This window comes from Enterobacter sp. MGH 38 (assembly GCF_000492855.1).
Taxonomy (GTDB): Bacteria; Pseudomonadota; Gammaproteobacteria; order Enterobacterales; family Enterobacteriaceae; genus Enterobacter; species Enterobacter hormaechei_C.
The window spans coordinates 722,303-744,436 of the sequence record NZ_KI535608.1 but is presented as its reverse complement, the minus strand read 5'-3'; the positions used below and the strand labels follow the sequence as shown (position 1 = coordinate 744,436).

18 protein-coding genes are annotated in these 22,134 nt (G+C 55.1%); 9 read left to right on the top strand and 9 right to left on the bottom strand.

What is annotated here, in order from left to right; translation table 11 throughout:
- Positions 1-7 precede the first annotated feature (7 nt).
- Entirely contained in the window at positions 8-526 is a 519-nt protein-coding gene (gene fabA / locus L384_RS07900; protein WP_000227926.1) for a bifunctional 3-hydroxydecanoyl-ACP dehydratase/trans-2-decenoyl-ACP isomerase, read from the top strand.
- Between the two features lie 71 nt (positions 527-597).
- Here fabA and rmf read toward each other — a convergent pair whose 3' ends face one another.
- The 6 genes from rmf to rlmKL form a co-directional block, all read right to left on the bottom strand.
- Positions 598-765, bottom strand: coding sequence for a ribosome modulation factor (gene rmf / locus L384_RS0121170; RefSeq protein WP_003858162.1), 168 nt, complete (start codon positions 763-765; stop codon positions 598-600).
- 254 nt (positions 766-1,019) lie between these two features.
- Entirely contained in the window at positions 1,020-1,586 is a 567-nt protein-coding gene (gene pqiC, locus L384_RS07905) for a membrane integrity-associated transporter subunit PqiC (protein ID WP_017384809.1), read from the bottom strand.
- Positions 1,583-3,223 (bottom strand): intermembrane transport protein PqiB, encoded by a 1,641-nt coding sequence (gene pqiB, locus L384_RS07910; RefSeq protein ID WP_003858166.1) that lies wholly within the window; start codon positions 3,221-3,223, stop codon positions 1,583-1,585. Before pqiB ends, pqiC begins: the two co-directional genes overlap by 4 nt.
- A gap of 4 nt (positions 3,224-3,227) precedes the next feature.
- On the bottom strand, positions 3,228-4,481 hold the full coding sequence (pqiA, locus tag L384_RS07915) for a membrane integrity-associated transporter subunit PqiA (protein WP_017693685.1): 1,254 nt from the start codon (positions 4,479-4,481) through the stop codon (positions 3,228-3,230).
- A gap of 13 nt (positions 4,482-4,494) precedes the next feature.
- On the bottom strand, positions 4,495-6,402 hold the full coding sequence (locus L384_RS07920) for an ABC transporter ATP-binding protein (RefSeq protein ID WP_006809352.1): 1,908 nt from the start codon (positions 6,400-6,402) through the stop codon (positions 4,495-4,497).
- 12 nt (positions 6,403-6,414) lie between these two features.
- Positions 6,415-8,523 (bottom strand): bifunctional 23S rRNA (guanine(2069)-N(7))-methyltransferase RlmK/23S rRNA (guanine(2445)-N(2))-methyltransferase RlmL, encoded by a 2,109-nt coding sequence (gene rlmKL, locus L384_RS07925; protein ID WP_003858171.1) that lies wholly within the window; start codon positions 8,521-8,523, stop codon positions 6,415-6,417.
- A 98-nt stretch (positions 8,524-8,621) separates the two neighbouring features.
- On the opposite strand from rlmKL, the gene L384_RS07930 reads away from it, so the two are divergent.
- Positions 8,622-9,731 carry a YcbX family protein gene (locus L384_RS07930; RefSeq protein ID WP_003858174.1) on the top strand — a complete coding sequence of 370 codons (1,110 nt, stop codon included), beginning with the start codon at positions 8,622-8,624 and terminating at the stop codon, positions 9,729-9,731.
- On the opposite strand, the gene zapC is transcribed toward L384_RS07930, so the two are convergent.
- Together zapC and pyrD are read right to left on the bottom strand one after the other, a co-directional pair.
- Complete coding sequence (gene zapC / locus L384_RS07935; protein WP_003858176.1) at positions 9,728-10,270, bottom strand: cell division protein ZapC; 543 nt, start codon at positions 10,268-10,270, stop codon at positions 9,728-9,730. The genes L384_RS07930 and zapC overlap by 4 nt on opposite strands.
- 166 nt (positions 10,271-10,436) lie before the next feature.
- Complete coding sequence (pyrD, locus tag L384_RS07940; RefSeq protein ID WP_015570907.1) at positions 10,437-11,447, bottom strand: quinone-dependent dihydroorotate dehydrogenase; 1,011 nt, start codon at positions 11,445-11,447, stop codon at positions 10,437-10,439.
- A gap of 248 nt (positions 11,448-11,695) precedes the next feature.
- On the opposite strand from pyrD, the gene ssuE reads away from it, so the two are divergent.
- From ssuE to ssuB, 5 genes are read left to right on the top strand one after another with little or no spacing between them, the layout of a single operon-like run.
- Positions 11,696-12,271 (top strand): NADPH-dependent FMN reductase, encoded by a 576-nt coding sequence (gene ssuE / locus L384_RS07945; protein WP_003858180.1) that lies wholly within the window; start codon positions 11,696-11,698, stop codon positions 12,269-12,271.
- Positions 12,264-13,226 (top strand): sulfonate ABC transporter substrate-binding protein, encoded by a 963-nt coding sequence (locus L384_RS07950; protein WP_023315761.1) that lies wholly within the window; start codon positions 12,264-12,266, stop codon positions 13,224-13,226. Before ssuE ends, L384_RS07950 begins: the two co-directional genes overlap by 8 nt.
- A complete protein-coding gene (gene ssuD / locus L384_RS07955) occupies positions 13,223-14,368 on the top strand; it encodes an FMNH2-dependent alkanesulfonate monooxygenase (protein ID WP_023324413.1) in 1,146 nt (381 codons plus the stop codon). Before L384_RS07950 ends, ssuD begins: the two co-directional genes overlap by 4 nt.
- Before the next feature lie 9 nt (positions 14,369-14,377).
- On the top strand, positions 14,378-15,169 hold the full coding sequence (ssuC, locus tag L384_RS07960) for an aliphatic sulfonate ABC transporter permease SsuC (protein ID WP_023324412.1): 792 nt from the start codon (positions 14,378-14,380) through the stop codon (positions 15,167-15,169).
- On the top strand, positions 15,166-15,936 hold the full coding sequence (ssuB, locus tag L384_RS07965; protein WP_023324411.1) for an aliphatic sulfonates ABC transporter ATP-binding protein: 771 nt from the start codon (positions 15,166-15,168) through the stop codon (positions 15,934-15,936). Before ssuC ends, ssuB begins: the two co-directional genes overlap by 4 nt.
- 103 nt (positions 15,937-16,039) lie before the next feature.
- On the opposite strand, the gene pepN is transcribed toward ssuB, so the two are convergent.
- Positions 16,040-18,652, bottom strand: a complete 2,613-nt coding sequence (gene pepN / locus L384_RS07970; protein ID WP_022650731.1) for an aminopeptidase N — start codon at positions 18,650-18,652, stop codon at positions 16,040-16,042.
- Positions 18,653-18,906: 254 nt separating this feature from the next.
- Between pepN and pncB the strand changes: the two genes are divergently transcribed.
- Both pncB and asnS read left to right on the top strand, forming a co-directional pair.
- A complete protein-coding gene (gene pncB, locus L384_RS07975) occupies positions 18,907-20,109 on the top strand; it encodes a nicotinate phosphoribosyltransferase (protein ID WP_003858188.1) in 1,203 nt (400 codons plus the stop codon).
- 168 nt (positions 20,110-20,277) lie between these two features.
- Positions 20,278-21,678, top strand: coding sequence for an asparagine--tRNA ligase (asnS, locus tag L384_RS07980; RefSeq protein WP_003858191.1), 1,401 nt, complete (start codon positions 20,278-20,280; stop codon positions 21,676-21,678).
- Positions 21,679-22,134 lie beyond the last annotated feature (456 nt).

Here is a 22,134-nt window from a genome sequence, read left to right as displayed (position 1 = left end):
TGAGAACATGGTAGATAAACGCGAATCCTATACTAAAGAAGACCTTCTTGCCTCTGGTCGCGGTGAACTGTTTGGCGCGAAAGGCCCGCAGTTACCAGCCCCAAATATGCTGATGATGGACCGTGTCGTGAAAATGACCGAAACCGGCGGCAACTTTGATAAGGGTTACGTAGAAGCAGAACTCGATATCAACCCGGACCTGTGGTTCTTCGGTTGCCACTTTATTGGCGATCCGGTAATGCCTGGCTGCCTGGGCCTCGATGCCATGTGGCAGCTGGTTGGCTTCTATCTGGGCTGGCTTGGCGGTGAAGGCAAAGGCCGTGCGTTGGGCGTAGGCGAAGTGAAATTCACCGGTCAGGTTCTGCCTACCGCGAAGAAAGTCACCTACCGTATCCATTTCAAACGCATCGTTAACCGCCGCCTGATTATGGGCCTGGCGGACGGTGAAGTGCTGGTAGATGGTCGCCTGATCTATACCGCGAACGACCTGAAAGTGGGTCTGTTCCAGGATACCTCCGCTTTCTGATAACGGCTTTTAGCCCCATCCAGAAAGGCGAAACCTCCGCATTGCGGAGGTTTCTTTTTAAAGAGACGGTATCAAGCAAGTACTGCCCTGTCTCCGATGGCTTCTCGCCAGCCCCCTAGCCATTGGGACCTTTGATTCAGGGCCTGATAGGGACACATTTCTTTTGAACGTCCGGCGATGCCAGCCTGATAACCACGTTGATGAGCCCTTTCCAGGCGATCTCGTTTCTGTCTCTTCATGCCTCGTTTCCCTCATTCTTTTGTCTGGTGGAAAGAAAACAGTGGTTGCAATATGTGCAAGCACAGTTAACGAATACCCCGAATCGACGTCAGCGTCAACGTTCAAAATTCATACGGGTGTCATATTTGTGAGCTACATGGAAGATCGTTTGTACAAAAAATGTGACGCGGGACAAGTAACAACCTGAACGCAAAACGAAAAAAAAGCCGCAATCAGCAAGAAGCTGAGTGCGGCTTTCGTCGATGAATTTTACTTATGGCAGGCGGGAAATCTCTCTTGCGATAGCAGCCGACTCCTGTGCCCATCCCTGCGCAAGTACTTTCACCATTTCGTCATAGCCATCTTTCTGCTGCTTGAGTTCAAGATGGAAAGGACGCTTAATCAGCTGACCCTGGTGATTCAGCAGCCACTCCCCGCTGATAACAACAGCACCATCATAGCGGCCATGGAATCCCGTCACGTTAACATTCAGAGTGTCCTGATCGCTTCCCAGAGGCTGCGAGGCAACGACCCAACCGGGGAGCTGGCTGCTCAGATTCGCCACCAGCGTATTGCGTAGCTGCTGATCCAGCGGGCTGGCCCACAGGTTATTGTTGGCGATTACGTACTGCACATCGCTGGTCTGGTAGACCACCCCGTTGCCCGCCAGGTAATCTGGCACGGCAACCTGTTCAACCCACAGCAGACGGCTGCCCTGCGAGGTGCTGCTCTGCGCACCGGACTGGGCGCTTAACGGCAGCTGGTAGTAGCTTTTGTTATCGCTTCCAGAGCTACAGGCCGTTAATACCAGTGCGCCTGCGATGATTAGCCATTTTTTCATTGTTTCGCCCTCTTAGGCTCAGGATCCTTTTTGTCTTTCGCTTCAAACACCAGTGCGTTGCTCTTTTCATTGAGCGTTTTCAGAACGGGCTGTAGCTCGCGTAAAACCTGATCAAGACGTTGCATATCCGCCACCATCTTGTTGTAGGCCGCTGAGCCCGGCTGGAAGCCCTGCATACTACGATTCAGTTCGCGCAACGTTTTCTGCATATCCTGCGGCAGCTGCTGCATGGACTGGTTAGCGGTGATCTTGTTGATATTATCCAGCGTGGTTTGCAGACGTTGCATCGTTGCCTGGCTCTGATGCAGTGATCCCGTCGCAGCTTCAAGCATTGGATTCAGCGGCAGATTGTTGATCTTATCCAGCGTTTCCATCAGGCGCTGTTGGATCTGCGCCAGGCCACTGCTGACCGTAGGAATGATTTTGTAGCCACCAAATTCACGGATACCCGTCATTGGTGGCGCTTTTGGATAGAAGTCCATATCGACATACAACGCCCCTGTGACCAGGTTGCCGGTTTTCAGCGAGCCGCGCAGCCCGCGATTCAGCAGGTCGCTGATATGCTCCCCAATATCCTGGTCCTCGCCTATCTGGTTAATCAAACGCTCAGGCTCAATGCGGATCAGCACCGGAATACGATAATCATCATCAAGCATCTGCTTCAGTCCCGGAACAAAGTAAGGCACTTGTCCCACTGTCCCCAGACGAATACCGCGGAACTCAACTGGCGCCCCTGGCTGCAAGCCGCGTACAGAGTCCTTAAAGAACATCAGGTAGTCGATGTGATCGGTATAGAGCGCATCCTGAATGCTTTTTTGATCGTCAAACAGTCTGAAGGCGGTTTTCTCCGCCACCGGTTGTCCCAGATCTATACCTTCCGGCACGTCAAAACTGACGCCCCCACCAAACAGCGTGGTGAGTGAACCCATCTCAACGCGCATCCCCGCAGAGGTGAGATCTACCGCGATCCCGCTGTCTTTCCAGAAGCGAACGTTGCTGGTCACCAGGCGGTCATTAGGCGCGTTGATAAATAGCTGATAGCTGATGGTCCGTTTTTGCGGATCGAAGGTGCTTGTTTCAACCGAACCGACGCGATACCCACGGAACAGCACCGGATCGCCCGGCGAGAGCTGGCCCGCTTTTTTACTGTCCAGAATAACGCGGATCCCTTTTGCATCCGGTGGCGCAAGCGGCGGTGAATCCAGCAGCTGATAGTTTGCTGGCTGGGCGCCTTTGTTGCCGGGCTGGAGTTCAATATAAGCCCCGGACAATAGCGTCCCTAAGCCGCTGATCCCTTCTCTACCAACCTGCGGTTTCACTACCCAAAAAACAGAATCTTCATGGAGCAGTTTTTCCATGCCAGCATTCAGGCGGGCCTTGATTTCAACATGGGTTAAATCATCCGTCAGGGTCGCGCTTTCCACGACACCCACATCCACGCTGCGGCTCTTGATGGTGGTTTTTCCGCCCTCAATCCCCTCTGCATTGGTGGTAATTAGCGTGACTTCCGGTCCCTGATGGCTGTAATGATAAAACAGGATCCATGCACCGATCAGCGCGGTCACGATGGGGAAAATCCACACCGGCGACCAGTTTCTGACCTTCTGCACTTTAGCCTCTCCACTCTTATTTTCCATGCTCTTACTCTTCCTCATGGCTTGAATCGGGCTCACGATCCCACGATAAACGAGGGTCGAAGGTCATGGCCGCAAACATGGTCATAATGACGACCAACGCAAACATCAGCGCTCCCATAGCGGGATAAATACTCATCAGCCCCCCCATACGCACCAGCGCTGAGAGAACCGCAATCACGAACACGTCAATCATCGACCAGCGGCCAACAAATTCCACGACCTCATAAATCAGATGCATGCGCTCGCTGTCTCGCTTACCGTGCCCTTTTGCATCCCAGCAAAGCCAGGCAATGGCAATCATCTTTAAGGTCGGAACCATAATACTGGCGAGGAATATGACGCCTGCTACAGGGTAAGATCCCTCGCTCCACAGCAAAATCACCCCGGCCAGTATGGTCGAGGGCATTCTGTCGCCGAGCAAATCGGTGATCATGATCGGCAAGATATTGGCGGGCAGATAGAGCATGACAGAGGTCACCAGCAGCGCCATGGTCCATTGCAGGCTATTTTTGCGCCGGACGTGACCTTTTGTTTCACAGCGCGGACACACCTCGACATCCGCGGGCAGCACGGCGGTGCAGCACGAGCAGGAGCGAAGCCCCTGACGGATACCCGGTACGCCCACCTTTACCGTCTGCGAGAGCGTCGGCGCCGGGGCAATATCGTCCCAGGCCCAGCGTCGGTCCACGCACTGGAACGCGCGCAGTTGCAGCACGCAATACAGACACCACGGAATAAAGCTGCTGCCAATCCCCACATCGCCGTAGGCCATCAGCTTCACGAAGCTGACCAGGATACCCGCGAGAAAAATTTCCGCCATCCCCCAGCTTTTCAGCTGGAAAAGGATCCGCGCGAGTTTGATTTTAAGGACAGTGGGCATCCTGACGCGGTTGACCAGCAGCAGAATGACGACCAGGCAAAAAGCCGGGACGATCTGCACGAACAGAAGAAAGAAGGTGCCAAGGCTGGCGTAATCTTCCGAGAACATCACGCCAGGAATTTCCAGTAAATCTACCTGGCTGGTCATCCCACCTACTTTCATATAGATGAAAGGGAAGAGATTGGAGAGCAGTAACATGAATAAGGCTGCCAGCGCATAAGCCGTAGGACGCTGCCTTGGCGCGTCCCACTCGGTCGTCAGCGTAGCGCCGCAGCGCGGGCAGGCAGCCTTATGTCCGTGACCAAGCTCTGGCAACGCCACGAGCATATCGCATTGCGAGCATAATATATGCCGATCGGCATGGTGCTGGTCACACATAGATTATCCCTGTTTATGCGCCGTTTTTCAGAGACTCAAGGTACTCCCAGCGCTCAAATGCCTCTTCCAGCGCCTGTTCAGCTTGGGAGAGTTCAGCCAATACTTTCTGAGTATAGTCGTGAGGCTGCGTAAAGAATGACGCATCAGCGACCTGGATTTGCAGTGCTTCCAGTGCAGCTTCCAGCTCTTCCAGACGCTGCGGCAGCCCCTCCAGCTCGCGCTGCAAGTTATAACTCATTTTAGCAGGAGACTTTTTGACAGTTTCTGCTTTTGCAACAACAGGTTCAGCGACATTTTTGGTCTTCGCCTGTTTTTGCGCCAGCGACTGTGATTGCTGTCCACGCGCGTCATGATAGCCGCCTACATATTGCCCGATGCGTCCTTCGCCTTCGAAGATCCAGCACTCGGTCACGGTGTTATCGACAAACTGACGATCGTGGCTGACCAGCATCACGGTTCCCTGATAACCATCAATCAACTCTTCCAGCAGTTCCAGCGTTTCGACATCCAGATCGTTAGTCGGTTCATCGAGAATCAATAAGTTACTGGGTTTCAGGAACAAACGCGCCAGCAAAAGACGGTTACGCTCACCGCCGGACAGCGCGCGCACCGGCGTCATGGCGCGTTTCGGGTGGAACAGGAAGTCCTGAAGGTAGCCCAGCACGTGACGCGGCTTGCCGTTAACCATGACCTCCTGTTTGCCCTCAGCGAGGTTATCCATCACCGTACGGTCTGGATCCAGCTCTGCGCGGTGCTGGTCGAAGTACGCCACTTCCAGTTTGGTACCGCAGTGGATACGACCGCTGTCGGCCTGGAGCTGACCGAGCATCAGTTTCAGCAGCGTGGTTTTACCGCACCCGTTCGGGCCGATCAGCGCAATTTTGTCGCCGCGCTGAACCTGAGCGGAGAAATCGTTTACCAGCACTTTGCCGTCAACCGAATAATTCACGTTCTCCATTTCGAAGACAATCTTGCCCGAGCGGGACGCCTCTTCAACCTGCATTTTGGCGCTCCCCATGACTTCACGGCGTTCGCTACGTTCGCGGCGCATCGCCTTGAGGGCGCGAACGCGGCCTTCGTTACGGGTACGACGGGCTTTGATGCCCTGACGGATCCAGACCTCTTCCTGTGCCAGCTTGCGGTCGAACTCGGCGTTTTGCAGCTCTTCGACGCGCAGGTTCTCTTCTTTCTCCAGTAGATAGGTATCGTAATCGCCCGGGTAAGTCACCAGCTTGCCGCGGTCGAGGTCGACAATGCGCGTGGCCATATTGCGGATGAACGAACGGTCGTGGGAGATGAAGATAATGGTGCCGTTAAAGGTTTTCAGGAACCCTTCCAGCCAGTCAATCGCTTCGATATCCAGGTGGTTCGTCGGTTCGTCCAGCAGCAGCACCTTAGGCCCGCTCACCAGGGCACGGCCCAGCGCCGCTTTACGCAGCCAGCCGCCGGAGAGCGCCGACAGCTCCATATCCGCTTCCAGGCCAAGCTGGGCCAGCACTTCATTAATGCGGTTTTCCAGCTGCCACAGACCGTGGTGATCGAGCATCTCCTGCACTTTTGCCAGCTCGTTGAGATTCTTGTCGCTCGGGTCCGTCATGACCAGATGCGAAATCTCGTGGTAACGCTTGAGGTATTCCGCCTGCTCTGAAATCCCTTCGGCCACAAAATCGTAAACGCTGCCGGTGACGTTACGCGGCGGATCCTGTTGCAGACGAGAGACGATCAGATCCTGCTCGTAAACAATACGGCCGTCATCCAGCCCCTGCTCACGGTTGAGGATTTTCATCAGCGTCGATTTACCTGCGCCGTTACGGCCCACCAGACAGACGCGCTCGTTATCTTCGATATGCAGCTCTGCATTATCGAGAAGCGGTGAGTCGCTGAAAGAGAGCCACGCGCCGTGCATACTAATTAAAGACATTTATTTTTCCTTTCAGACCGCGGAAATCAGCCAGCAGTTGTGGATTTGACGGTTACGGGCAAAGTCCTGAGACAGCGTTTTTTGGCTGATTTCTTGTGCTTTCAGTCCCAGTTCGGCCAGGCCGTCGTGATCCATGCGGAATCCGCGCTTGTTGTTCGAGAACATAATGGTGCCGCCTTTACGCAGCAGGCGCTTCAGGTCGGTCATCAGGCGCAGGTGATCGCGTTGAACGTCAAAGCTATCCTCCATACGCTTGGAGTTAGAGAAGGTCGGCGGATCGATAAAGATCAGGTCAAACTGCTCGTCGGTATCGCGCAGCCAGCCCAGCACGTCGGCCTGTAACAGGCGATGCTGACGACCGGTTAAGCCGTTAAGACGCAGGTTGCGCTCTGCCCACTCCAGATAAGTACGGGACATATCGACCGTGGTGGTGCTACGCGCGCCGCCAAGCCCCGCATGAACACTGGCGCTACCGGTATAGGAGAACAGGTTCAGGAAGTCTTTGCCCTTGCTCATCTGGCCCAGCATGCGGCGGGCGATACGGTGGTCGAGGAACAGACCGGTATCAAGGTAGTCGGTCAGGTTAACCCACAGGCGCGCGTTATATTCGCCCACTTCGATGAAGTCACCCTTCTCGCCCATCTTCTGATACTGGTTTTTGCCTTTCTGACGCTCACGGGTTTTCAGCACCAGCTTGTTTGGCGAAATGCCGAGTACGGCGATGGTGGCCGCAATCACATCCAGCATACGCTGACGCGCTTTTTGCGCATCGATAGTTTTCGGCGGGGCGTATTCCTGAACCACTACCCAGTCCGCATAGCGGTCAACCGCCACGTTGTATTCCGGCAGGTCAGCGTCGTACAGGCGATAACATTCGATGCCTTCCTGCTTTGCCCACTTCTCAAATTTCTTCAGGTTTTTGCGCAGGCGGTTGGCGTAATCTTCCGCCACGCCTGACGGTTTGCTATCCGCCGCTATCTCTGCCAGATGGTAGTTTTTCTGCACGCAGTCCAGCGGGCCGTTTTTCGCCTTGAACTGGCGATCGGCACGCAATTGCAGGCAGCTCAGCAGCTCCGGCGAGGCGCTAAACAGGGAGAGGTTCCAGCCGCCGAAATGCGCTTTCATGTTGCGGCCCAGCAGGCTGTGCAGTGCAATCAGCGCCGGCTCGCTGTCCAGACGCTCACCATACGGCGGGTTGCTGATCACCGTACCGTACGGGCCTTTTGGCAACGGGTTGGTCAGGTTCGCTACGTCTTTCACCTCGAAGGTGACCAGCTCGCCGATACCGGCACGACGGGCGTTGCTGCGCGCACGTTCAATCACCCGTGCATCGCTGTCCGAACCGTAAAAGTGAGAGGTGTATTCCGCCAGCCCTTTACGGGCGCGGGTCTGCGCATCGTCTTTGACCTCTTTCCAGATGGCCTCATCGTGCTGCGCCCAGCCTTTGAAGCCCCAGTGGCCGCGGTGCAGCCCTGGCGCACGGTCGGTGGCCAGCATCGCGGCTTCAATCAGCAGCGTACCGGAACCGCACATCGGATCGAGCAGCGGCGTACCTGGCTGCCATCCGGAGCGCATCACGATAGCGGCAGCCAGCGTTTCTTTGATCGGCGCCATCCCGGTGCGATCGCGATAACCGCGCAGATGCAGGCCTGCGCCGCTCAGATCAAGGGAAATACTGGCCGTATCGCCGTTCAGCCAGACGTTGATACGCAGATCCGGGTTTTCACGGTCAACGTTCGGACGTTCTTTATTACGACGCGTGAAGCAGTCCACAATGGCATCCTTAACGCGCAGGGCACCGTACTGGCTGTTGCGGATCTCATCGTTGACGCCGTTGAAATGCACCGCAAAGGTGGCGTCCGGGGTGAAGATCTCTGTCCAGTCGATCATCTGTACGCCGGTGTAGAGATCAAGATCGCTGTAGACCTTGCACTCTTTCATCGGCAGCATGATGCGCGACGCCAGACGGCTCCACATCAGGCTCTGGTAAATAAGCCGCGTGTCGCCCTCAAAATGGACACCACCCTGAACCACCCGGCACTCTTTCGCGCCCAGGGCTTCCAGTTCAGTTTTTAACAGCTCTTCCAGCCCACGGGCCGTACTGGCAAACAGAGAATTCATATCGTCACTTTTACTCATAGAAAATTGTCGCGCATTATAGCTAATATGGCGTGTATGTCATAAAGTTGAAGGCTTATTTTCTTTAGCGGGAGTGTGTAGTGGCGACGTTATCCAGGCTTTTTATTCATCCGGTGAAATCGATGCGCGGTATCGGCGTGACTCACGCGCTGGCCGATATGAGCGGATTCGCCTTCGATCGTATTTTTATGGTCACCGAGCCTGACGGTACGTTTATCACCGCACGTCAGTTCCCGCAGATGGTTCGCTTTACGCCTTCCCCGCTTCATGACGGGCTGCATTTGACCGCGCCAGACGGTTCAAGCGTCGTGATCCGCTTTGCTGATTTTGCGCCGCTTGATGCGCCAACGGAAGTGTGGGGCAATCATTTTACCGCGCGTATCGCGCCGGATAACATTAACCAGTGGCTCAGCGGCTTTTTCTCCCGTGACGTTCAGCTGCGCTGGGTTGGGCCTGCGCTGACCCGTCGCGTGAAGCGCCACGATGCGGTTCCCCTCTCCTTCGCGGATGGTTTTCCCTTTCTGCTGACCAGCGAGGCCTCGCTGCGAGATTTACAAAAACGTTGCAAAGCCAGCGTGCAGATGGAGCAGTTTCGCCCGAATCTGGTGGTGACCGGAGCGGAGGCCTGGGATGAAGATACCTGGAAAGTCATCCGCATCGGCAGCGTTATTTTTGACGTGGTGAAACCGTGCAGCCGCTGTATTCTCACCACCATTAGCCCGGAGAAAGGCCAGAAGCATCCTTCCGGTGAACCGCTAAAAACCTTGCAGTCATTTCGCACCGCGCAGGATAAAGGTGATGTCGACTTCGGCCAGAACCTGATCCCCCGCTCCAGCGGCGTGATCCGCGTGGGCGACGAGATCGAGATCCTTACCCGAGGGCCTGCCAGGGTGTATGGCGCAGGTCAGGAAGAAGAGATGGTTGACGTGGTAACCAACGTCGCTTCCGCGGTGGATATTCACTGGGAAGGCAAAGTTATCCGTGGTAACAATCAGCAGGTGCTACTGGAACAACTGGAACAGGCGGGTATCCGCGTACCGTATTCCTGTCGCGCGGGGATTTGCGGATGCTGTCGCATTAAACTGGTCGATGGTGAAGTGAGTGCCCTGAAGAAATCTGCGATTGGCGGTGACGGCACGATCCTGTGCTGTAGCTGTGTCCCGAAAACATCCGTACAGCTGGAAGCTTAAACCGCCTGTTCGAGGCTGAAGGAATCAACGCGCAGCTGTGGCTTCAGCCTGTCGTTCATCACTTTGATGGCATCACCTAACTGCATAACTCGCCCGGCAATGTTCACGCCGGGTTGGGCCAGCAAACAGAGCGCAGCGTTTTCACCGGGTTCAACCACCAGCAAATTCACCTCCTCTTCGGTATCGCTCAGATTGACGCTCGCCGCATCGCCGATAGCCGGGGTCCAGCTCATGCCGTGCGCAAGGAAATGCCAGCTTTTCGGCATTTGCGGTTTCAGGAAACGGATCGCCACCAGCGCGTTTAATACCAGTTCGGCGCGCTGTTCTTTGGAGAGATCGAGATCGCGGCATTTTTCTTCAAAAGAGAAATAGAGCGCGGCATCGTCAACGCAAAAGCCTGAGGGAGCAAACGCGTCTGGCGTTAACATTCGGCGCGCAAAACGAGAGCGAAACAACATGCCGTTGGCTAAGTCGAGCATCATACGGTCATGCTCTTCACAAAAATACCAGCGCCAGTTATCGTCAGGTTTAATTCGCATGTTTCTCTCCCGTCCCCTAAACGTCCTGTACTAAAAATGTCCTGTTTGCCGCTTCGCTTATAACACTAGTAATAAAAGACTATAATGTCTAAATAAGCAACAATGACGGAATATAAAACAACCAGGGCTGGAAATAAAGCCCTGGTTGTCTGATTAAGAGAAAAGATTAGATATGCGTGACGATTTCTTTAATCAGCGGCGGCCCTTTAAAAATAAAGCCGGAATAAATTTGCACCAGCGATGCGCCTGCCGCCATCTTCTCACGTGCAGCGATGACGGAGTCAATGCCACCCACGCCAATAATCGGCAGCTGGCCTTTTAATTCCGCGGAGAGTGCGCGAATAATTTCGGTGCTTTTTAATTGTACCGGACGGCCACTTAATCCACCCGCTTCGTCACAGTTTTTCATTCCCTGAACGAGAGAGCGATCGAGTGTCGTATTGGTCGCAATCACACCATCAATATTATGGCGAACTAAACTGTCGGCAACCTGGATCAATTCTTCTGCCGAAAGATCCGGGGCGATCTTAACCGCGACCGGAACATATTTATGGTGGATCGCCTGTAGCGCCGTTTGTTTATTTTTAATGGCGCTAAGAAGATCGTCGAGCGCTTCGCCATATTGTAATGAACGCAGCCCTGGGGTGTTAGGCGAGGAAATATTCACCGCAATATAACCGGCATAGGCATAGACTTTTTCCATACAAATCAGATAGTCATCTTTACCCTGCTCGACCGGCGTGTCTTTATTTTTGCCAATATTAATACCCAGCACGCCATCAAAATGGGCTTTCTTAACGTTCTCAACCAGATGATCGACGCCAAGGTTATTAAAGCCCATGCGGTTGATCAGCCCTTCGGCTTCAACCAGGCGAAACAGACGTGGCTTGTCATTTCCCGGCTGCGGACGCGGCGTTACCGTCCCGATTTCGATCGAGCCAAAGCCCATCGCACCGAGTGCATCAATGCATTCGCCATTTTTGTCCAGACCGGCCGCCAGGCCCAGTGGATTTTTGAAAGTCAGGCCCATGCACTGAACTGGTTTTTCCGGCACGTTTTGACGCACCAGCGCGGCCAGAGGCGTTCCTGTAATACGGCGTAACTGCTGAAATGTAAATTCATGAGCGCGCTCAGGATCGAGCTGGAAAAGGGCTTTACGAACGAAGGGGTAGTACATGAACTCTCCTGGATTCCCGGTGTGCAAACCGGGAGGGGATTATGTGCGATCCCGCCCGGAAAGGGAATTGACCTGTGGCAAAAAAGCCACGTAAAACGCAATCGTTTACTTATCGGTTCGCTTCTTATGCATTTTTCTGCATTCATCCTGAGGATAAATCATTTAGTGGAATAACCACGCAATGTCACACTCCTGAAAATTGTTATGAATGTTAGATAAAAGCAAACAATTAGTTATAAGGAGCAACCATGCGCGTCATTACCCTGGCCGGAAGCCCCCGCTTCCCCTCTCGCTCCAGCGCACTGCTGGAATACGCTCGCGAAAAGCTTAATGCTCTGGATGTCGAAGTGTGTCACTGGAATTTGCACAATTTCGCGCCTGAAGATCTGCTCTACGCCCGTTTCGACAGCCCGGCGCTGAAAACCCTGATCGAACAGCTTAAGAGTGCTGACGGGCTGGTCGTCGCGACACCGATTTATAAAGCTTCTTTTTCCGGCGCACTGAAAACGCTCCTCGATCTGCTGCCCGAACGTGCGCTGGACGGTAAGGTCGTCCTGCCGCTGGCCACAGGCGGTACGGTAGCCCATTTACTGGCGGTGGATTATGCCCTCAAGCCGGTTCTGAACGCGCTGAAAGCACAGGAGATCCTGCATGGCGTCTTCGCTGACGACTCACAGGTAATCGACTACCAGCATAAACCGCATTTCACGCCGAATCTGCAAACCCGCCTCGACAGCGCGCTTGAAACCTTCTGGCACGCCCTGAACCGTCGGGATCGCCACGCGGCGGCATTTCATCAATCACAAGGAGTGGCGCATGTTTAAAACAGTTACCCGTATCGGGCTGGCAGGTCTGCTGGCAGTGGCGTCGCTGGCTCAGGCGACGGTGAAAGCGCCGGAGAGCCTGCGTATCGGTTATCAGAAAGGCAGCGTCAGCATGGTGCTGGCGAAAAGCCATGCGTTGCTGGAGAAGCGTTTCCCGGAGACCAAATTCTCATGGGTCGAGTTCCCTGCCGGACCACAGATGCTGGAGGCGCTGAACGTCGGGAGTATTGATTTAGGCAGCACCGGCGATATCCCGCCGATCTTTGCGCAGGCTGCCGGGGCGGATCTGGTTTACGTTGGCGTTGAGCCCGCCAAGCCGAAGGCAGAGGTTATTTTGGTGCCCGAAAACAGCGAGATCAAAAGCGTCGCCGACCTCAAAGGCCATAAGGTTGCTTTCCAGAAAGGTTCAAGCTCGCACAACCTGCTGCTGCGCGCGTTGCAGGAGGCCGGCCTAAAATTCACCGATATCCAGCCCGTTTACCTGACGCCTGCCGATGCGCGCGCGGCGTTTCAGCAAAAAAATGTTGATGCCTGGGCTATCTGGGATCCGTACTACTCCGCCGCACTGTTGCAGGGCGGTGTGCGGGTGCTGAAAGACGGCACCACCCTGAAGCAGACCGGTTCGTTCTACCTGGCGGCACGTCCTTACGCTGAGAAAAATGGCGCCTTTATTCAGCAGGTGCTGGATACCTTCTCTCAGGCCGATGCGCTGACCCAAAGCCAGCGTCAGCAGAGCATCACGCTGCTGGCAAAAACCATGGGCCTGCCTGAACCGGTGATCGCCACCTATCTTGACCACCGTCCTCCCACCACCATAGCACCGGTTGACGCCCACGTTGCCGCTCTCCAGCAGCAAACGGCAGACCTCTTTTATCAAAACCGCCTGGTTCCAAAGCAGGTGAATATTCGCGAACGCATCTGGCAACCCGCTGGCATTGAAGGAAAAAAATCATGAGTCTGAATCTTTTCTGGTTTTTACCCACCCACGGTGATGGACACTATCTTGGCACAGAAGAAGGCGCCCGCCCGGTCGATCACGGCTACCTACAGCAGATCGCCCAGGCGGCAGACCGCATCGGTTTTACCGGGGTGCTGATCCCGACGGGCCGTTCATGTGAGGATGCGTGGCTGGTTGCCGCGTCAATGATCCCCGTCACCCACCGCCTGAAATTCCTGGTAGCCTTGCGCCCGAGCGTGGTGTCGCCCACCGTCGCGGCGCGTCAGGCGGCAACGCTGGACAGGCTTTCCAACGGCCGTGCGCTGTTCAACCTTGTGACGGGCAGCGATCCGCAGGAGCTGGCGGGGGATGGCGTTTTCCTCGATCATACCGAACGCTATGAAGCCTCCGCAGAGTTCACCCGCGTCTGGCGACGTCTGCTGGAAGGGGAAACCGTCACCTTCGAAGGGAAACATATCCACGTTCGCGATGCGCAGCTCTACTTCCCGCCGTTACAGCAGCCGCGCCCTCCCCTCTATTTTGGCGGATCGTCGGACGTGGCGCAGGAGCTGGCGGCTGAGCAGGTCGATCTCTATCTGACCTGGGGCGAGCCACCGGAGCTGGTGAAAGAGAAAATTGCTCAGGTACGCGCTAAAGCCGCAGAACATGGCCGTACGGTGCGCTTTGGTATTCGCCTGCACGTGATCGTCCGCGAAACCAACGACGAGGCCTGGCAAGCCGCCGACCGTCTGATCGCTCATCTGGACGACGATACTATCGCTAAAGCACAGGCGGCGTTTGCCAAAACCGACTCCGTGGGCCAGCACCGGATGGCCTCCCTGCACAACGGCAAGCGTGAAAATCTTGAGATCAGCCCGAACCTGTGGGCCGGGGTGGGTCTGGTGCGCGGCGGCGCCGGCACGGCGCTGGTCGGCGACGGCCCAACCGTAGCGGCACGCATTAATGAATACGCGGCGCTGGGGATCGACAGCTTTATCCTGTCTGGCTACCCGCATCTGGAGGAGGCGTACAAGGTGGGTGAACTGCTGTTCCCGCACCTGGATGTCGCTATCCCGGAAATTCCGCAGCCACGCCAGCTTCAGTTACAGGGCGAAGCCGTGGCGAACGCGTTTATCCCGAGAAAAGTCGCGCAAAGCTAAGGAGCCACCATGTCTGCAACCGCACAAAAATGGCTACTGCGCGCCGCGCCGTGGTTTCTGCCCGTCGGCATTGTCCTCGTCTGGCAACTGGCGTCTTCAACTGGCTGGCTGTCGAGCCGCATTTTGCCCTCTCCGGAGGGCGTTGTGGAAGCGTTCTGGTCGCTCAGCGCCAGCGGTGAGCTGTGGCAACATCTTGCCATCAGCTCCTGGCGCGCGGTAATCGGCTTTTCGATTGGCGGAAGCATCGGCCTGATGCTGGGGCTGATCAGCGGCCTGTCCCGCTGGGGTGAGCGGCTGCTGGATACCTCCGTTCAGATGCTGCGTAACGTGCCGCATCTGGCGCTTATCCCACTGGTTATTTTGTGGTTTGGCATTGATGAGAGCGCCAAAATTTTCCTCGTGGCGCTGGGAACGTTATTCCCGATTTATATCAATACCTGGCATGGGATCCGCAATATCGATCGCGGTCTGGTTGAGATGGCCCGCAGCTATGGCCTGTCAGGTTTTGCCCTGTTTACCCATGTGATCCTGCCGGGCGCCCTGCCCTCCATTATGGTTGGGGTGCGTTTTGCGCTCGGCCTGATGTGGCTAACCCTGATCGTGGCGGAAACCATTTCGGCTAACTCCGGCATTGGTTATCTGGCGATGAACGCCCGCGAGTTCCTGCAAACGGACGTGGTGGTGGTTGCCATTATCCTTTATGCCCTGCTCGGCAAACTTGCGGACGTCAGCGCCCAGTGGCTGGAACGTAGCTGGCTGCGCTGGAACCCGGCCTACACCGCTCAGGAGGCGAAAGCATGAATACTGCACGACTGAACCAGGGAACACCGTTACTGCTGAACGGCGTGACCAAACGCTACGGCGACAACACCATTCTGAATGCACTGGATCTGCATATTCCTGCCGGACAGTTTGTTGCCGTTGTCGGCCGCAGCGGTGGCGGCAAGAGTACCCTGCTGCGTCTTTTAGCCGGGCTGGAAGCGCCAAACAGCGGTGACATTCTGGCAGGCACTACGCCGCTGGCCACGATTCAGGATGATACGCGCATGATGTTTCAGGATGCGCGTCTGCTGCCGTGGAAAACGGTGATGGATAACGTCGGGCTGGGCCTGAAGGGCAGCTGGCGGGAGGACGCCCGGCAGGCACTCGCTGCGGTAGGGCTGGAGAATCGCGCGGGAGAGTGGCCTGCGGCCCTGTCGGGTGGACAAAAGCAGCGCGTAGCGCTGGCACGCGCGCTGATTCATCGTCCCGGCCTGCTGCTGCTTGATGAACCGCTCGGCGCGCTTGATGCCCTGACGCGGATCGAAATGCAGGATCTGATTGAAACCCTATGGCAGACGCACGGCTTTACGGTGCTGCTGGTGACGCATGATGTCAGTGAAGCCGTGGCAATGGCAGACAGGGTGCTGTTAATAGAAGAAGGTAAAATTGGTCTGGATCTGACGGTAGATATTCCGCGTCCTCGCCGCGTGGGATCGGCCCGACTGGGGGAGCTGGAAGCCGAAGTGCTGGATCGGGTGATGAAGCGTGGGGTAAGTGAACGGGTGTTGATTAAAGCTAATGCCTGATGCCCGCACCCCGGCCCTCTCCCACAGGGAGAGGGAGAAAAAACTAAAAAACGGCAACCGAGGTTGCCGTTTTGCTTTTACCTGCCCACCGGGCAATTTTTTATTACGCTAAGGCCTTAGCAATCTTCTCGTACAGATCGCCAGACAGATTTTCCAGCCCTTTCAGCTGCTCAAGCGCGGCGCGCATTTTCGCCTGACGCTGCGCATCGTAACGTTTCAGGCGGATCAGCGGCTCAATCAGACGAGACGCCACCTGCGGGTTACGGCTGTTCAGCTCGGTCAGCATTTCAACCATGAACTGATAACCGCTGCCGTCTTCGGCATGGAACGCGGCTGGGTTGCTGCTGGCGAAGGCACCAATCAGAGAGCGGACGCGGTTCGGGTTGCTCATGGTGAACGAACGGTGCTTCAGCAGGCTACGTACTTTGCTGAGTACATCGGCTGCCGGACTGGTGGCCTGAAGGATGAACCACTTGTCCATCACCAGACCATCCTGATACCACTTGTCGTCGTACTCCTGCATCAGCGCATCGCGGCACGGCAGCTCGGCGGCAACGCTTGCAGCCAGCGCGGCCAGCGCATCGGTCATGTTATCGGCTTCGTGGTACTGCTTGCTGACCAGCGTGTTCGCCAGCTCTGCCTCACCAAACGCCAGATAGCGCAGGCAGGTATTGCGCAGGGAACGTTTACCGATATCCGCATGTTCCACCCGATACGCGTCCAGCTTGTTGGCGTTGTAAATGGCGAGGAACTCATCTGCCAGTTCGGTCGCCAGCGTGCGGGTCAGCGCTTCACGCACGGCGACGATGGCAATCGGATCAATGATGTCAAACAGCTCGGCGATTTCAGTCGCAGACGGCAGCGTTAAAATTTCAGCCGCCAGCGCCGGGTCAATGTTCTCATCCAGCAGGATGGCACGGAACGCGTCTGCCACATGAACCGGCAGCGTCAACGGCTGGCCCTGCTGGTAACGGTTGACGTTCAGCTTGATGTAGGTCGCCAGCAGACTTTGTGCCGCATCCCAGCGCGAGAAATCGTTGCGCGCGTGACGCATCAGGAACGTCAGCTGCTGATCGCTCCACTTGTATTCGAGTTTCACCGGCGCGGAGAATTCGCACAGCAGGGCGGGAACGGGCTGGAAATAGACGTTATCGAAGATAAAGGTCTGCTCTGCCTGGGTCACGTTCAGCACGTTATGCACCGGGTGACCGCCCTTCTGTAACGGGATCACATTGCCTTCGTTGTCGTACAGCTCAACGCTGAACGGAATGTGCAGCGGATGTTTCTCTTCCTGCTCCGCCGTTGGCGGTGTGCGCTGGCTGATGGTCAGCGTGTACTGCTCGGTTTCCGGGTTGTAGTCGTCTTTGACCGTCACAATCGGCGTACCGGCCTGGCTGTACCAGCGGCGGAAATGAGACAGATCCACGTTAGAGGCGTCTTCCATCGCCTGAACAAAATCGTCGCAGGTGGCCGCACTGCCGTCGTGACGCTCGAAGTAAAGCTGCATCCCTTTCTGGAAATTCTCTTCGCCCAGCAGGGTGTGGATCATGCGGATAATTTCAGCGCCTTTTTCATACACCGTCAGGGTGTAGAAGTTATTCATCTCAATGACTTTATCCGGGCGGATCGGGTGGGCCATTGGGCTGGCATCTTCTGCAAATTGCAGACCACGCATAGTGCGCACGTTGTTGATGCGGTTCACCGCCCGCGATCCCAGATCGGAGCTGAACTCCTGATCGCGGAAGACGGTTAAGCCCTCTTTCAGGCTCAGCTGGAACCAGTCGCGACAGGTGACGCGGTTCCCGGTCCAGTTGTGAAAATATTCGTGGCCGATAACGCGTTCGATATCGAGGTAATCTTTATCCGTGGCGGTATCGGTACGCGCCAGCACGTATTTGGAGTTAAAGATGTTAAGACCTTTATTCTCCATCGCGCCCATGTTGAAGAAATCGACAGCAACAATCATATAGATATCGAGGTCATATTCGAGACCAAAGCGCGTTTCATCCCACTTCATGGAGTTGATGAGAGAGGTCATTGCCCACGGTGCGCGGTCAAGGTTGCCACGATCCACGAACAGCTCCAGCGCGACTTCACGGCCAGAGCGCGTTTTAAAGGTGTCGCGAAGAACATCGAAATCTCCCGCCACCAGCGCAAACAGATAGCAGGGTTTCGGGAACGGATCCTGCCACTGTACCCAGTGACGGCCATTCTCCATTTCCCCCTCGCCAATCCGGTTGCCGTTGGAGAGCAGGTACGGGTACAGCGTTTTGTCGGCAATAATTTTGGTGGTAAAGCGCGCCAGGACGTCCGGGCGATCAAGATACCAGGTAATGTGGCGGAAACCTTCGGCTTCACACTGGGTACACAGGGCTACGCCTGACTGGTAAAGCCCTTCCAGCGCGGTATTGGCGGCAGGGCTAATTTCATTCACGATGCGCAGGGTAAAGCGTTCCGGCAGGTTGTCGATGACCAGCTGGTTGCCTTCTTCTTTATAGTCTGACCAGGCTTCATCGTTAATATGCAGGGAAACCAGCGTCAGGTCTTCACCATCCAGACGCAGCGGCACGGCTGTCGCGCTCTGGCGCGTCACCTGGCTTACCGCCGTCACGACGGTTTTTGTGGCATCCAGGTCGAAAGTCAGATCGATATCGCTTATCAGGTATTCCGGCGCACGGTAGTCGTGGCGGTATTTAGCTTGTGGCTGTTGTGTCATAGAAAACCTTATGCATCGTTTGTCGAGTAACGATTCAATATATTCCTGTTGTGTAAAACGCGCTATGCAGAATGTTCATCTTTTCAGGCACAACGCCCTTTTTAGCTACATTTTTATAACACGGGGCACGAAATGCTCTCGACCATAAAGTGTGCTTATGTTGTGATCGGGGTTCAATAAATCACTAAACAGGGTATACTCCGGAGTTGTTTATTGTACTAAACGCTCCCGTGAGAGGATGCTACAGCGCACCTATGACTCAATTCGCTTCTCCGGTTCTGCATACGTTGCTGGATACCGACGCGTACAAGCTGCATATGCAGCAAGCCGTGTTTCACCACTATCATGATGTCCATGTTGCGGCGGAATTTCGCTGCCGGGGTGACGACTTGCTGGGTATCTACGCAGATTCCATTCGTGAACAGGTCGAGGCCATGCAGCATCTGGCGCTCACCGATGACGAATATCAGTGGCTTTCAGGCCTGCCTTTCTTCAAAGCGGACTATCTGAACTGGCTGCGTGAGTTCCGCTATAAGCCGGAACAGGTCACCGTCACCAATGATAACGGCAAGCTGGACATTCGTCTGACCGGCCCGTGGCGCGAGGTGATCATGTGGGAAGTGCCGCTTCTGGCCGTGATCAGCGAGCTGGCCCACCGCTATCGCTCCCCTGAAACCGGTGTGACGCAGGCGGTCGCCGCTCTGGAGAATAAACTCGTTGAGTTTTCCAGACTGACCGAAGGGCTGGATATGTCCCGCTTCCGTCTGATGGACTTTGGCACGCGCCGCCGCTTCTCTCGCGAGGTTCAGGAAGCCATTGTCAGACGTCTGCAACAGGAGCCGTGGTTCGTTGGCACCAGTAACTACGATCTGGCACGTCGCCTTGATTTAACGCCGATGGGCACCCAGGCGCACGAATGGTTCCAGGCGCACCAGCAGATCAGCCCTGACCTTGCCAACAGCCAGCGCGCCGCCCTCGCCGCGTGGCTAGAGGAATACCCGGATCGGCTGGGTATTGCCCTTACCGACTGCATTACCATGGACGCGTTCCTGCGCGACTTTGGCCCTGAGTTTGCCGAACGCTACCAGGGGTTACGCCATGATTCCGGGGACCCGGTTGAATGGGGTGAGAAAGCCATCGCCCATTACGAAAAGCTGGGTATCGACCCAATGAGTAAGGTGCTGGTCTTCTCCGATAACCTTGATCTGGCAAAAGCCGTCGACCTTTATCGCCATTTCTCATCGCGGGTGAACCTGAGTTTCGGGATTGGTACGCGGTTAACCTGTGATATCCCTCAGGTGAAACCGCTGAACATCGTCATAAAACTGGTGGAATGTAACGGTAAGCCGGTCGCGAAGCTCTCCGACAGCCCTGGCAAAACCATCTGCCATGACAAAGCGTTTGTCCGCGCATTACGTAAAGCCTTCGATCTGCCTCAGGTTAAAAAAGCCAGTTAACGGCTTCGGGGGAGCCTTCATGGCTCCCCTTCTCTTATTTATTTCTTATTTCTTCTCTCAAGACGGTGAAATTTACTTGTCTGATAGCGGATGGCAGGTAACATAGATATCCCCCCTATAAGGGCGGACAAGTGTTTATTTTTTCCGACTATTAACAGAGAGAATATTATGAGCGTTGTGCCTGTAGCCGACGTACTCCAGGGCCGTGTCGCCGTTGACCAGGAGGTCACCGTGCGCGGATGGGTGCGTACTCGCCGAGATTCTAAAGCTGGCATCTCCTTCCTCGCCGTCTATGACGGTTCCTGCTTTGATCCTGTACAGGCCGTCATTAATAATTCTCTGCCCAATTACAATGATGACGTTCTGCACCTGACAACCGGCTGTTCCGTGATCGTCACCGGTGTTGTGGTGGCCTCTCCGGGCCAGGGTCAGAGCTACGAAATTCAGGCGACCTCGGTGGAAGTGACCGGCTGGGTTGAAGATCCGGACACCTATCCGATGGCTGCAAAGCGTCACAGCATCGAATATCTGCGTGAAGTTGCGCACCTGCGTCCGCGCACCAACCTGATTGGTGCGGTTGCCCGCGTGCGTCATACGCTGGCGCAGGCGCTGCATCGCTTCTTTGACGAGCAGGGTTACTTCTGGGTTTCTACTCCGCTGATCACGGCATCCGATACCGAAGGCGCAGGTGAAATGTTCCGCGTTTCAACGCTGGATATGGAAAACCTGCCGCGTACGCCGGAAGGTAAAGTGGATTACGACAAAGACTTCTTTGGTAAAGAAGCCTTCCTGACGGTTTCTGGCCAGCTGAACGGCGAAACCTACGCCTGTGCGCTGTCTAAGATCTATACCTTCGGCCCAACCTTCCGTGCGGAAAACTCCAACACCAGCCGTCACCTGGCGGAATTCTGGATGCTGGAGCCGGAAGTGGCCTTTGCCGATCTGAATGACGTGGCTGGCCTGGCAGAAGCGATGCTGAAATACGTGTTCAAAGCGGTTCTCGAAGAGCGCGCAGACGACATGAAATTCTTCGCTGAGCGTGTCGATAACGACGCCATCGCCCGTCTTGAGCGCTTCGTCTCCGCAGACTTCGCGCAGGTGGATTACACCGACGCGGTCGCTATCCTGGAAAAATGCGGTGAGAAATTCGAAAACCCGGTTTACTGGGGTGTGGATCTCTCCTCCGAGCACGAACGTTATCTGGCAGAGAAGCACTTCAAAGCACCGGTTGTGGTGAAAAATTATCCGAAAGACATTAAGGCGTTCTATATGCGCCTTAACGAAGACGGTAAAACCGTTGCCGCGATGGACGTGCTGGCGCCGGGCATCGGTGAGATTATCGGTGGCTCCCAGCGTGAAGAGCGACTGGATGTGCTGGACGCGCGTATGCAGGAGATGGGTCTGAACCCGGCGGACTACAGCTGGTATCGCGATCTCCGTCGCTACGGCACCGTCCCGCACTCCGGCTTTGGCCTTGGCTTTGAACGTCTGATTGCTTACGTAACAGGTGTTCAGAACGTACGTGATGTGATTCCGTTCCCACGCACACCGCGTAACGCAAGTTTCTAACCGACCAAATCCTTAATGGCCAGCAAATGCTGGCCATTATTTTATCCTGCAATGTCAGTTTTCGTCAGTCAAAAGTAAGCGTCTTTAAACCACAACCCCGCGATTACCTCTACCTGTTACGTTTTGTTTCCACGAAATATCCTGAGATAAAAAAATAACCCCATTTTTATGGCGCTTAATACAATCCTTACGCAATAGCACAAAAAACAACCACCCTCACAGCCATCTGGATGGCTTTTGTCGATTATAAGAAAAAATGAGCCGTTTAACTTCTGTTTATACGAAAGGCCTTTAGCTAAATTAAACATAAGGAAATCATATATATAAGAATAAAGCGGAGGTTTAATTCACCAGAAAGCGCTGAAGTTTGAGGTGCTTCACAAAGTTCCCAAAAATACATATTTAGTTACATATATTTTCTTTTGGTAACTGAATCTTGAAGATTGTAGCACTTTC